The 12252-nt window shown below is 66.3% G+C and carries 11 protein-coding genes; 3 read left to right on the top strand and 8 right to left on the bottom strand.

All coding sequences use genetic code 11. The features are described from left to right. Positions 1-51: 51 nt before the first annotated feature. On the bottom strand, positions 52-921 hold the full coding sequence (locus A3OK_RS0104015; protein ID WP_019903644.1) for a polyprenyl synthetase family protein: 870 nt from the start codon (positions 919-921) through the stop codon (positions 52-54). A gap of 101 nt (positions 922-1022) precedes the next feature. Between A3OK_RS0104015 and crtD the strand changes: the two genes are divergently transcribed. Together crtD and A3OK_RS0104005 are read left to right on the top strand one after the other, a co-directional pair. Then, a complete protein-coding gene (gene crtD / locus A3OK_RS0104010) occupies positions 1023-2573 on the top strand; it encodes a 1-hydroxycarotenoid 3,4-desaturase CrtD (RefSeq protein WP_026596912.1) in 1551 nt (516 codons plus the stop codon). Beyond that, positions 2531-3430, top strand: coding sequence for a hypothetical protein (locus A3OK_RS0104005; protein WP_019903642.1), 900 nt, complete (start codon positions 2531-2533; stop codon positions 3428-3430). The genes crtD and A3OK_RS0104005 overlap by 43 nt, the downstream gene beginning before the upstream one ends. A gap of 10 nt (positions 3431-3440) precedes the next feature. Here the strand turns inward: A3OK_RS0104005 and A3OK_RS0104000 are convergent, their stop codons facing one another. Beyond that, positions 3441-3884 carry a helix-turn-helix domain-containing protein gene (locus A3OK_RS0104000; protein ID WP_019903641.1) on the bottom strand — a complete coding sequence of 148 codons (444 nt, stop codon included), beginning with the start codon at positions 3882-3884 and terminating at the stop codon, positions 3441-3443. Positions 3885-3961: 77 nt separating this feature from the next. Here A3OK_RS0104000 and A3OK_RS0103995 point away from each other — a divergent pair, with 77 nt between their 5' ends. Next, positions 3962-4855, top strand: coding sequence for an SDR family oxidoreductase (locus A3OK_RS0103995; RefSeq protein ID WP_019903640.1), 894 nt, complete (start codon positions 3962-3964; stop codon positions 4853-4855). 15 nt (positions 4856-4870) lie between these two features. On the opposite strand, the gene A3OK_RS24260 is transcribed toward A3OK_RS0103995, so the two are convergent. From A3OK_RS24260 to A3OK_RS0103970, 6 genes are all read right to left on the bottom strand, one after another. Continuing rightward, positions 4871-5023 carry a hypothetical protein gene (locus A3OK_RS24260; RefSeq protein ID WP_019903639.1) on the bottom strand — a complete coding sequence of 51 codons (153 nt, stop codon included), beginning with the start codon at positions 5021-5023 and terminating at the stop codon, positions 4871-4873. Then, entirely contained in the window at positions 5020-6123 is a 1104-nt protein-coding gene (locus A3OK_RS0103985; RefSeq protein WP_019903638.1) for a phytoene/squalene synthase family protein, read from the bottom strand. Before A3OK_RS0103985 ends, A3OK_RS24260 begins: the two co-directional genes overlap by 4 nt. Then, a complete protein-coding gene (locus tag A3OK_RS0103980; RefSeq protein WP_019903637.1) occupies positions 6104-7633 on the bottom strand; it encodes a phytoene desaturase in 1530 nt (509 codons plus the stop codon). The genes A3OK_RS0103985 and A3OK_RS0103980 overlap by 20 nt, the downstream gene beginning before the upstream one ends. A 168-nt stretch (positions 7634-7801) precedes the next feature. Next, positions 7802-9157 (bottom strand): hypothetical protein, encoded by a 1356-nt coding sequence (locus A3OK_RS23875; RefSeq protein ID WP_155911943.1) that lies wholly within the window; start codon positions 9155-9157, stop codon positions 7802-7804. 301 nt (positions 9158-9458) lie between these two features. Then, positions 9459-10376 carry an alpha/beta fold hydrolase BchO gene (gene bchO, locus A3OK_RS0103975; protein WP_019903636.1) on the bottom strand — a complete coding sequence of 306 codons (918 nt, stop codon included), beginning with the start codon at positions 10374-10376 and terminating at the stop codon, positions 9459-9461. Positions 10377-10387: 11 nt separating this feature from the next. After that, positions 10388-12205, bottom strand: coding sequence for a magnesium chelatase subunit D (locus A3OK_RS0103970; RefSeq protein ID WP_019903635.1), 1818 nt, complete (start codon positions 12203-12205; stop codon positions 10388-10390). Positions 12206-12252: the final 47 nt, after the last annotated feature.

Raw genomic sequence — 12252 nt, 5'->3', positions numbered from 1 at the left:
GAGGGGCGTCGCTTCACATGTGGGATCGACGCGGAGCATCGTATGTTCCGCTCACGCCATCTCCCGCGCCAGACTCGCCGGCAGGAACAGACGTGTCTGCGCCTCAATCTCGGCGCGCAGCTCGTCCGCGCCGGGACAGGCCGGAATGACTTCCACGGCCTCGCGCACCAGGCGCTTGAGTCGGGCGAGCGCGCCGCCCATGCCGAGCAAGGCGGCGGCGTTCGGACGGCCCAATGTGGCGTCGCGGCCCACCGGCTTGCCGACCTCTTCTTGGCGGCAGGCCACGTCGCGCAGGTCGTCGGCCACCTGATAGGCCTCGCCGAGGCATTCCCCGAGGAGGCGCCACGGCAGGGCCTGCGCCCCCGCCGCCGCAGCTCCGGTGACGGTGGCCGCGGCGAACAGGGCGCCGGTCTTGGCCTGCTGATATTCGGTGAGCCCGACATTGAGCTCCGATTCCCAAGCCTGACCGGCGACGATCCCGGCGGGTGAGCCGGCCGCGCGGGCGACGAGGCCGACGAGGGAGGCGAGCCGATGCGGCGACCGCGCCGCGCCTCTGGCCAGGGTCTCGAAGGCGCTGACGATCAGGGCGTCCCCGGTCAGCACCGCCAGCGGTTCGCCGAAGGCCACGTGGACCGAGGGTTTCTGCCGCCGCATCGGCGCATCGTCGAAACAGGGCAGGTCGTCATGGACCAGGGAGGCGCAGTGAAGGAGTTCGATCGCCGCCGCAGCAGCGTCGGAGGCCGCCGGATCATCGTCGCCACAGGCACGGGCGACCGACAGGCACAGGCGCGGGCGGATGCGATGGCCACCGGGAAAGACGGCGTAGCGGATGGCTTCCGCCAGGAGCGGCGGTGCGCCGGGCGCCTCCGCATGGGCGACGGCAGCGTCGAGCGCCTGCTCGATCCGGCGATTGGCATCCATGGCGCCACTCCCTGTGTCTTTTTGTATTGCCATTCCAAAGTGTCAGATAATATTGACACTCGTCAAGACGGAAACGGGTGACGGCTTTGAACGGTGGCAGAGTGGCGACGAAGCGGGTTGCGGTGATTGGAGCGGGAATCGGCGGGTTGGTGGCAGCCCTGCGCCTCGCCCATGCCGGCCTCGACGTCACGGTGCTGGAGCGCGCCGCCGGGCCCGGCGGCAAGATGCGCAGCGTTCCCGTCGAAGGGTCGAGGGTCGAGGCCGGCCCCACGGTCTTCACCATGCGCTGGGTCTTCGAGGAGATCTTTTCCCAGTGCGGCGCCGACCTGTCCGACCGCTTGCGCCTTCACCCGGCGTCGATCCTCGCCCGTCATGCCTGGGGAGACGGCGAGCGCCTCGACCTGTTTGCCGATCACGATGCTTCGGCAGAGGCGATCCGCGCCTTCGCCGGGGCGAGGGAGGAGGATGGCTACCGCCGATTCTGCGCGCGCGCGGCGGAGGTCTACGGAACGCTGGAGCGTCCCTTCATCCGGGGCGAACGCCCGAGCCCGATCGATCTCGGCCGCCGCGTCGGCCTGTCGGGTCTCGGGGGATTGTTGCGCATCCAGCCCTTCACCACCCTGTGGAGCGCACTCGGCGACTATTTCCGAGATCCCCGACTGCGCCAGCTGTTCGGGCGCTACGCCACCTATTGCGGCTCCTCGCCGTTCGAGGCTCCGGCGACGCTGATGCTCGTCGCGCACGTGGAATCGGAAGGCGTCTGGCATGTGGAAGGCGGTTTCAGCCGTCTCGCCGCGGTCATCGCCGACCTCGCGGAAGAGCGCGGAGCCCGCTTCCGCTACAATTCCCACGTGGCCGGGATCGCGGTGGAGAACGGACGCGGCATCGTCGGCCTCGATCTGGCCGATGGCGAGCGGATCCCGGCGGATCTGGTGGTGGCCAATGCCGACGCTGCGGCCCTCGGCAAGGGCCTGTTCGGCGCGCGGGCGTCACGCGCCGTCGGGGCGGTGCCGCCCGGGGAGCGCTCGCTCTCGGCGGTGACGCTCTGCGCCAAAGCCCGCATTTCGGGCTTCCCGCTGGTTCGGCACAACGTGTTCTTCTCGCGCGATTACGCCGCCGAATTCGCCGAGCTCCGCGCCGGGCGGCTGCCCGCCGACCCGACGGTCTACGTCTGCGCCCAGGACCGCGCCGACGACGATTCCGCCCTCGGCGCGCCGGAGCGCCTGCTCTGCCTCGTCAATGCCCCGGCCCTCGGCCTGGAGCGCCCGCTCGACCCCATGGAGATCGCCAGATGCGAGACCAATCTGCGCCGGAAGCTGACGCAATCCGGGCTGACGATCGAGGATTCTCTCGGGACGGTGACGACCGATCCGGCGGGGTTCGAGCGGCTGTTTCCGGCCACGGGGGGCGCCCTCTACGGCCGGGCCTCGCACGGCTGGATGGCCTCGTTCAAACGTCCGGGCGCCAGGACGGCCCTGCCGGGTCTCTATCTGGCGGGGGGCAGCGTCCATCCGGGGCCGGGCGTGCCGATGGCGGCACAATCGGGGCGGATCGCGGCGGACAGCCTGCTCGACGACCTGGGCACGACGGGCCGCGCTTCGATACGCCAGTGGCAAAAGACGGCTACGTCTGGTGGTATGTCGACGCCCTGAGTGAGGACGGCCGGCAAGGGCTGACCATCATCGCCTTCATCGGCAGCGTGTTCTCGCCCTATTACGCCCTGGATCGGAGCCGCGATCCGTTCAACCATTGCTGCGTGAACGTCGTCCTCTACGGGGAGCGCGCCAACCGATTCTGCATGACCGAGCGCGGCCGCGATGCGTTGAGCCGGGATGCGTCGCACATCCGGATCGGCCCGAGCGGGCTCGATTGGGATGGGACGACCCTGACCATCACCCTGGACGAGGTGACGGCGCCGATCCCCTCGCGGGTTCGCGGAACGATCCGCCTGCGCCCCAACGGCTTCACGCGGCAGACCTTCACCCTCGACGGCCATGGCGAGCACCGCTGGTGGCCGATGGCACCCTCCTCACCCGTGGAGGTCGATCTCGATTCCCCGTCCCTGTCCTGGCGCGGGACGGCTTATTTCGACACCAACCACGGCGACACCGCCCTGGAGGCGTCGTTCAGCGACTGGACCTGGTGCCGGGCCGACCTGAAGGACGGGTCCGCGATCCTCTACGACGTGCGCCGCCGCGACGGCAGCGGCCAGAACCTGTCCCTGCGATTCGCCGCCGACGGCACGCGCCGCGACATCCGCCCTCCGCTCGCCGCCGCGTTGCCCTCGACGCGGTTCTGGCGCATGCCCCGCTCCACCCGCAGCGACGATGCGCAGTCGAAGGTGGTCCGCACGTTCGAGGATACGCCGTTCTACGCCCGCTCGCTCCTCGCCTCGACATTGGATGGCGAGCGCGTGCGCCCGGTCCATGAGAGCCTGTCGCTGGATCGGTTCAGGAACCCGCTGGTGACGTTCATGCTGCCGTTCCGGATGCCGCGCCGGGCTGGGTGAGGCGCCCGCGTCATTCTTCCCGAATCGGGTCTGCATCGAAGCGCGACCTTGCCGCCTTTATGGCCGCGTGGCTCCGTTCGGCCCAGCGAATCAGGAGGATCAGCGGCTCCAGGAGCGTGCTTCCCAGAACCGTCAGGCGGTACTCCACGCTTGGCGGCTTGGTTGGGAAAACCTTGCGGCCGATGTATCCATCCCGTTCGAGGTCGCGCAGCGTCTGGGTCAGCATGCGTTTCGAGATGTCGGGGATCATGCGGAGGATCGCACTGAACCGATGCGGGCCGCTGGCCAGCGCCGTCAGGATCAGGATCGACCATTTGTCGCCGGTCCGGTCCAGAACGTTGCGGATAGGGCATTGGGCGGCGTCGAATTGCTCGGCCTGCCAGCCCGCGAAGGTCCGCGCCAGCTCGACCTGAGCCGACGGAAGGGCGGTTCCCTCGTCGTAACCTTGTCCCAAAATCGTGCCTCCTTCACAGGGTTTCAGGTCTCACTTAGTTACCTTGTCACGAAAGTGAACCGACAAGGAAGCCTGCGATGTCGAACCCCGCCCACCCGACTTACTTCGTGACCGGAGCATCCGGTCAGCTCGGTCGCCTCGTCGTCGAGGCCTTGCTGGAACGGGTTCCTGCCGGCGCCCTCGTCGCCGGTCTGCGTTCGGTCGAGAGCGATGCCGCCCGGAGCCTTCGGGATCGGGGCGTCGACGTGCGGCTGGCCGATTACGCGCGGCCCGAGACGCTGGCGACCGCCTTGCGGGGCATCGACCGGCTGCTGCTGATCTCATCCAGCGAGATCGGCCAACGCGTCGCCCAGCACCGGAACGTGATCGAGGCCGCCAGGACCGCCGGTGTCGGCCGGCTCGTCTATACCAGTCTACTGCATGCCGACGTGTCGTCGATCAGTCTCGCCGAGGAACATCTCGCAACCGAGGCCGCCATAGCGGCGTCAGGTCTGCCGGCGACGATCCTCAGAAACGGCTGGTATACGGAGAACTACACCGCCTCGATTGCCGGAGCGCTGGCGGGAGGCGCCCTCCTCGGCAGCGCCGGTGACGGCCGGATCTCGTCGGCCACGCGGGCCGATTATGCGGATGCGGCGGCGATCGTGCTGACAAGCGAAACCCATGCTGGCGGGATCCATGCCGGGCAAACCTACGAACTGGCAGGCGACGGCGCCTACACCTTGGCCGAACTGGCTGCCGAAGTGTCACGACAGGCCGGCCGGGAGATCCCCTACAGGAACCTGCCGCAGGCTGAATATGCTGCATTGCTCAAGGGGATCGGCCTGCCGGGGGGCCTGGCCGACGGACTCGCCGAGTGGGACGTCGATGCCTCGCGCGGGGCCCTGTTCGATGAAGGCCGGCAACTCTCGACGCTGCTCGGCCGTCCGACGACGCCGCTCGCTTCGGCCGTCGCCGCCGCGATGGGGTGAGACCGACGCGTGACGTCACGGAGCGGCATCGTTCGGCCCGCGCCGGGCGGCCTCCTCCCGGTCCTTGCGAATGCCGCGCTTGACGACGACGAGTTGCCAGACCGCCAAGCCCAGCGCGAGGGCGAAGACGAGGCCGATGTCGAAGGCGGCGAAGAGGTGGTCGCTCACGAGGGTGCGGGCTCGCGGCCCAGTGCTTCGCGTTCGCGCAGGGTCTCGACCAGATCGAGGACCTGCGCGACCTGCGCCGGGACGTTCCACCACGGCGGGATCTGGGGGGCTATCGACGGCCGGGCGGCCACCGCCTCGATCAGGAACAGGTTCTCCGGCAGGGGCGGTTCACGGAGTGCGGACTTGCCGTCCGTCGAGACGAGGGCACGACCGAGGAGCGCGAGTTTCCTCCTCCCGCGGACGCGAGCGCGTCGCGAGATCGAATCGTACCCGGCCCGCTCCACCTCGCGGCCGATCTCGGCATAGATCAGCCCTGCCGCGCGGATCGCCGGGCGGCAGGCGGGGGGCAACCCGGCGATGCCGGATTTCGAGCGTGTATAGAGCAGGTCGGCCGCGGCCAGCAGGCGCGCGACCACGCGCCCGAGTGCCGGCGTGAAGACGGGTTCGCGCAGGAAATCCTCCGGGTCGATGCCGGCCTCCCTCAGCCAGGATTGCGGCAGGTAGAGTCGGCCGGCCCTGGCATCCTCGCCCACGTCGCGGGCGATGTTGGTGAGCTGCATGGCGATGCCGAGGTCGCAGGCACGGGCCAGCACATCGGGATCGCGGATTCCCATGATCAGGGTCATCATCGCGCCCACCGAAGCGGCCACCCGCGCCGCATAGGCGGTGAGATCGGACAGGGTCTCGTAGCGGCGTCCGCCCGCATCCCAGGCGAGCCCCTCGATCAGCGCGGCGGGCAGCCCCTGGGGGATAGCGTGATCCGAGACGATGTCGGCGAGCGCCCGGTCCGCCGGGGCGTCGCAGGGGCGTCCGTCATGGGCGCGCGCGAGCCGCATCTGGAGCCTGGCGACGGCCGGCCTGCGTCCGCTCTCGGCGACGTCGTCCACCGCGTCGTCCGAGAGGCGGCAGAAGGCGTAGAGACCGTAGGCGGGCCTGCGCACCGAGGGCGGCAGAAGGGCGGAGGCGGCAAAGAAGCTGCGCGACCCGGTGCGGATCGCCGCGCGGCAGGCGGCGTGGTCGGCCGCATCCGCATGGGGGATCGCCCAGAGCGGAGGGCGGGCGAGGTCGGGCCGGGAGTTCTCAAGCGAAGACGCGCGCATCCGGCACCACGGTATCGAGAATTCGGGCGGAGGAGAGGACACCGGGCAGGCCGGCGCCGGGATGAGTGCCGGCCCCGACGAGATAGAGCCGGGCCACGTCCTCCGAGGCGTTGTGCGGCCTGAACCAGGCGGATTGCGTCAGCACCGGCTCGAGGCCGAAGCCCGACCCGCGAAAGCTCAGGAAATCGGCGGCGAAATCCTCAGGCGTCGTCACCTTCGAGGTGACGATGGAATCCGAGAGGCCCGACATGACGGTGGCATCGAGATGGCGCTCGATGGCGCGCCGATAGGGTTCCGCCTCCGCTTTCCAATCCTGGCCGCCGGCGAGGTTCGGCACCGGCGAGAGCACGTAGAACGCGTCGCAGCCCGGCGGCGCCAGGAGCGGGTCCGTGGCGGTGGGACGGTGCAGGTAGAGGCTGAAATCCTTCGACAGGACCTTCGTCCGGAAGATGTCGTCGATCAGCTCGCGATAGCGCGGCCCCATCAGGATGGTGTGGTGGGCGACATCCGGGAATTTCCGGCTCGTGCCGAAATACCAGACGAACAGGCCCATGGAGGAATGCGACCGGTCGAGCCGGCGATTGGTCCAGCGCCGTCTCACGCCGTCCGGCAGGAGATGGCGGTGGGTGAAGGCCGAATCGGCGTTGGAGACGACGATGTCGGCATCGATGCGCTCGCCGGACGCCAGGGCCACACCCGTGGCGGCGCCGTCCTCGACGATGATGCGGGAGACGTCGGCCCCGTAGCGGAGCGAGCCGCCCTGCCCCCGGATCAGCCCGGCGAGGCCGTCGACGAGGCGGCCGGTGCCGCCGAGGGCGAAATGCACGCCCCAGCGCCGTTCGAGATGGGCGATGAGGCAGTAGATCGCGCTCGCCCGGAACGGGCTGCCGCCGATGAGGAGCGGATGGAAGCTGAAGATCGTCCTGAGGCGCTCGTCGCGGATGTAGCTCGCTACGACGTCGTAGACGCTGCGGTGACCGCCGAGGCGGACGAGGTCGGGCATGATCCGCAGCATGTCGGCGACGGAGGTGAACGGCACGTGGCCAAGCTGCTCGAACCCGACCTCGCAGATCGCCCGGGACCGCTCCATGAAGCGCTCGTAACCGGCGACATCGCCAGGCGAGAACCGCGCGACCTCCTCGCGCATGGCGGAAAGGTCGCCGCTGTAATCGAAGGTCGCGCCGTCCTCGAAGCGGATGCGGTAGAACGGCAGCATCGGCGCCAGGGTGACGTCGTCCTCCATGCGCCGCCCGCACAGGGTCCAGAGTTCCTCGAACAGGAACGGTGCGGTGACGATGGTCGGCCCGGCATCGAAGGTGAAGCCGTCCTGGCGATGCACCCGCGCCCGCCCGCCGGGCTGCTCGAGCCGCTCCAGCACCGTGACCCGGTAGCCCCGTGCCCCGAGCCGGATCGCGGCGGCGAGCCCCCCGAAGCCACTGCCGATCACCACCGCATGAGGGCGACTGGCCGGCCGGGACGAGGAGGTCGGCACATCGCTGAGTGTCAACATAGGGTGACACTATCAGGGGAAAAATTGGGGATGCAAGTGGTGATTTGTGGGGGCGGGGTGTGATCACCCGCGACGGATCACGGCCGGTGATCCGCCAGGGCACTTTCAAGTGGCAGGCTGCTAAGTATCTGACTCAGCCTGACAGACTGTCACCTTAACAGGAGCCAATCATTTATTTGAATAAATTTTCATTTGCTTTTCCACTATTTCGATCGCGTTTTTCAACCAAGAAAGCTCATTAATCTTAGCGCTTAAATCCGTTAGCTCCGTTGCGCCATTGATAGCTAAAGCAACTAGTGATCCTGTTATCGTTTTTGATACTACTTTTTTTATGTCATTGGCGGAATCCTTAATGATATCCTCAAAAAACAGTATTGTATGATGGAATATTTTGCTGAATAAGTTTTCTGCTGTTCGAATTACGGCAAACGCAGCTCTTTTACTTGCTTGCGATGGATTATTCAGCAACGAGCCAAGCTGCTTGAATGCACGTAATACGGCCGGTTCGGCAATTTCTGCGTCTTCTTCGAGATGCTCGATAATAGATGTCACACTAGATTTCACCGCAACGATATCATCTTCCGTTGTTTCGACCGCAAGAGCGTTTTCAGAAAATCTTGCCCAATCTGGAAATTGAGCAATAAACATATTTACATTCAGGCTATGCGCTTGCAAGTTAGCGTTGAGCGCGTCTGGAAGCTCGTTTTTATAAACGGCTGACATAACTCCAAAAGAAATGTTGTTCATGCCGATTTGTACAGCATTTTCATTAGCTAGAATGCTGTTTTGAAGTATTTCGAGGTTCTCGATTAGCCTTTTGTCGCAATTTGACTGTTTTAGTTTTTCAATGATATCATTTCCGTCTTTCGCGATTTTCTGTTTTGCGGCGTCAATATTAGAAGTATCTCGCTTATTCGCGACACTCGGCTTCCTATCGATGGCTATCTTATTGTTTTCAATTTTAAACTGAATAGGTGCAATCTTTTGTTGCGGCACAATTCGCTTCAAATTGGAAATACTCGCCTTGCTTAGTTCGCGCGAACTAAGTTGTGAATCCTTAACTTTATCTTCTTGAAACAAAGATTCAATATATTTTACAGAACTTATTCTGGTCAATATATCATGCAATATTTCTGTGGCTTGATAAACATTTAGATTGCCTCGTATCAGTGTGGGGAATTCATCGAACAAGCCACCAGTCAGGGGAGCTCTCGGTGTCATCAAGGGCCGAAATCTAAATGAACTTGCGATTGCGCGATATTTCTCGTTTGCTATTAAGCTGGCCAACCCTCTGCCGGTAAATTCTATCCGTGATATAAGGCTTTCTATGTCAGTCGACGCTATAGAGGTGCGGCTCAAAGACGAAATAGGAAATCTCAACTCTTCGATTTGGCCTGCAATTTCAGCCACCTCACCAATTGTGAGAAATGCTGCAGCTTCGCTTCGTGTTATACGGTCAAGGCTGTTGCGAATAGAAGAAAGAACGCCCGAAACTTGCATTAATATTTTGTATGGATCATTCATTTTTATAGCTGCTTTTCTCTTTAGCCCCTTCCTGTCATATCGAATCAGGCAAAAATGGGCCGATTATTGCTACATCAGATACTGAAGGTTGTATCCTCGTTTTTGACGCGGGTGCCGTTTCTCTCGTGTTTGTTCATCGGTTTTCAACCAGGGCCAAGTTAGGTATCTGACGCTAGCCCGACCTTTTACCCATCGAACGTGATTATACTATATTATCATATGTAATAAACAAGAACTAGCAAAAATAGCCTGATCCAATCTGGGACTAGGACTGGATTGTATGCCGAAATACTAATTATCGTTACGGCGATACGCCAACCCGAACCCCCTCTCCCACCGCCAAATCCATCGCCGCAAAAATCACCTCCGCCACTTTCTCCGGCGCCTCCTCGTGCGCGAGGTGGCCGAGGCCACGCAGGAGTTCCACGCGGGCGTTGGCCAGGCGCTTCCTCAGGGCGAAGGCGGTGTCGGGGGAGATCGCCTTGTCTTCGCTGCCGACCACGAGGAGCGTCGGCGTGGTGAGGCGGCGGATGTCGCGGTCCAGGGTGGCGAGGTCCCAGTTCGCCATCATGCCGAGCGCCCCGGCCACATGGCCGGGGGTGCGGAACAGGCGGCGGTAGAGCTCGAGCCCCTCCGCGTCGAGGCGCGAGCCGGTGCCGCGGATCAGGCGTTCCACCGCCGGGCGGTCGGCTGTCCAGGCGAAGACCTTGGGCGTGATCGGGTTGAGGAAGAGCAGTCGCGCCATGCTCGGGAACAGCACCGAGGCGAGGCCGGGGAACGGGGTCAGCGCGCCGTTGAGCGCCACCAGCAGGTCGGGCGCGACGCCGCCGTCGAGACAGAGCCGGACCAGGATCGCCGCCCCTGCCGAATGCCCGACGACCAGGGTGGGACGGATCTCCAGGGTCTCGAGCAGGTCGCCGACGGCGGAGGCCATTCCCGGCAGGGACAGCCGAGCGGCGGGCAGCGGATCGGTGAAGCCGTGGCCCGGCAGATCGGGAGCGACGATGCGGAACCGCGTGGCGAGCAGCGGCATCAACCCGCGCCAGGAATGGGTGGCGGCACCGGTGCCGTGCAGGAGCAGCAGGACCGGCGCATCCGCCTCGCCCATTTCCTGGAGATGCCAGGACAGGCCGGAGGCTTTCACGAACCGGCTCGCCTCCCGGTGCGGCCAGTCGGCGCCCTCGCGCTCCCAGTGCGGTCGGTCGGCGGCGGCGCTCATGCGGTAGGACCCTATTCCGCCGCCGATCGGATCGCGGCGCTCATCACCCCGGCATCGGCATGGGGCAGGGGCAGATAGCGCGCCCCCATGGCGGCGGCGAGGCGGCGGGCCGAATCCTGCGGCCGTGGAGCGGTGTCGATGAGGATGGCGCGGATGGCCACCTCGCGGAAGAGGCGGGCGGCCATCAGCGAATCCTCGCCCGCCCGCGCTCGTCCCGCGATGCCTGAACGAGCGACGTTGGCCCTGCCATCGGTGAGCATCACCACCACCGGCGTTCCTCCGCCCCGGCGCACCGAGAGGGCCACCTGTCCGGCGGCATCGATGCCGGCTGCGAGCGGCGTCCCACCCCCTCCGGGCAGCGAGGCGAGACCGCGCTTGGCCCGCACCAGCGAGCGTGTCGGCGCAAGGATCAGGTCGGCGCCCGCGCCGCGAAAGGCGACCAGGGCGACCTTGTCCCGCCTCGTATAGGCCTCGGCGAGCAGCAACTCGACGGCGCCCTTGGCCTCGGCCAGCCTTTCCAGCGCGGATGATCCCGAAGCGTCGACGGCGAAGATGGTGGTGGTCTCGGTCCGCTGCCGGAACCGGGTGATGCGGATGTCGTCGGGGTGGATGACGAGAGTGGCGGCGGCGTCTCGCGGGAGCGCGCCCGCTTCTCCCGCCGGTGAGGGTTTGCCCGGCCGGCGGATGCTCTGCCAGGGGGCGGCGGCGCGCAGGGTCGCGATGAGATCGAGCCGGCCCCGGCGCGGATCGCCCGGCCGCGCGCCCATGGGCCGGCCGGACCGGGCGGACGCGGCCTTTGCGCCGGCCTTGCCGGCTCTCGGCGAGCGCAGGCGAGGGCCGTCGGCCATCAGCATCGCCAGGAGCCCGGCGGGAATCGCGGCGCGCGCGGCCTCGACGACGCGCTCGTCGAGGGCGGGTGTCGTCCCCTCGTCCGGGTTCGAATCCGGTGCCGGTTCCGATTGCTCCCCAGTGGGGGGCGGATCCTGCGGATCGCTAGGCGCGTCGGCCGCCTGCTCCTTCTCGGGGGGCGTCTCCGGAACCGGAAGGCGCGTGGCGCGGTGGCCGAGGACGAGACGTGCGGCCTCCTGCGCATCCGCGTCATCGATCTCCCCGCGTCCATCGAGCGAGGCGATGAGGCGGGCGACGCGCAGGGCCAGCAGCGGTCCGCGAAGGGACGCCACGCCGAGGGCGGAGGCCATCGCACAGAGCGTCGCGAGGGGATCGGCGGCGGTCGAGGCCGCTGACGGTGACGATCCATCGCCGAGGTCCGGATCACCCTCGGCCGAGTCTCCGAGCGTCCGGGAAAGGGCGGTGCCGGTGTCGGCCAGCGCCATGTCGGTCAGATCGAGACGGAACGCGAGCCGATCGGCCAGCGTCGCCGGCGCGGCCTCCTCCTCGCCGATCCCCTCATCGAGGAGGATGAGCCCGAACCGCGCGGGCCGGATCTCGGCGAGCCCGTCGCGTTCCACCCGGAGCAGGCCGGTATCGAGAGCGGCGGCGAGATGCGCGGCCACGCCCTGCCCCATCCGTTCCGCCATCGCAGCGACGACGAGGCCGCCATGGGCCTCCGCCAGCAACCCGGCCTGGGCGACCGGCCGGCCGGTGGAAAGGGTCGCCGCGAGGTCGAGGCCACCGATGAGCCTGTCCTCGGCGATTCCCGACGGCATTCGCCGTAAGGGCGTGCCCGGGTCGAGGGAAGCGCGCAGGGCATCGAGCCAACGGTCGCGCACGGGGCCGGCCCCGGCACGCAGCACGACGCCGCCGCATCCGTAGGGATCGGCGGCGACGAGGTGCGCGATGCGCAGGGCCTCGGCCCAGGCCGGGGTCATGACGTGGGCCCTCGCGCGCGGTCCCCTCGCTTCGCCCGGCGAGGACC

Origin of the sequence: Methylobacterium sp. 77 (assembly GCF_000372825.1) — a bacterium.
In the GTDB taxonomy this organism is placed as follows: Bacteria; Pseudomonadota; Alphaproteobacteria; order Rhizobiales; family Beijerinckiaceae; genus Methylobacterium.
Note: the sequence above shows the minus strand (reverse complement) of the source record. Positions and strands in the feature narration are given on the sequence as shown.

Bases quoted from the DNA above. Each gene is read 5' to 3' on its own strand.
- A3OK_RS0104015 (WP_019903644.1), bottom strand. From the start codon at position 921: ATGGATGCCAATCGCCGGATCGAGCAGGCGCTCGACGCTGCCGTCGCC.
- A3OK_RS0103995 (WP_019903640.1), top strand. From the start codon at position 3,962: ATGTCGAACCCCGCCCACCCGACTTACTTCGTGACCGGAGCATCCGGT.
- A3OK_RS0103985 (WP_019903638.1), bottom strand. From the start codon at position 6,123: ATGCGCGCGTCTTCGCTTGAGAACTCCCGGCCCGACCTCGCCCGCCCT.
- A3OK_RS0103980 (WP_019903637.1), bottom strand. From the start codon at position 7,633: ATGTTGACACTCAGCGATGTGCCGACCTCCTCGTCCCGGCCGGCCAGT.
- A3OK_RS23875 (WP_155911943.1), bottom strand. From the start codon at position 9,157: ATGAATGATCCATACAAAATATTAATGCAAGTTTCGGGCGTTCTTTCT.
- bchO (WP_019903636.1), bottom strand. From the start codon at position 10,376: ATGAGCGCCGCCGCCGACCGACCGCACTGGGAGCGCGAGGGCGCCGAC.
- A3OK_RS0103970 (WP_019903635.1), bottom strand. From the start codon at position 12,205: ATGACCCCGGCCTGGGCCGAGGCCCTGCGCATCGCGCACCTCGTCGCC.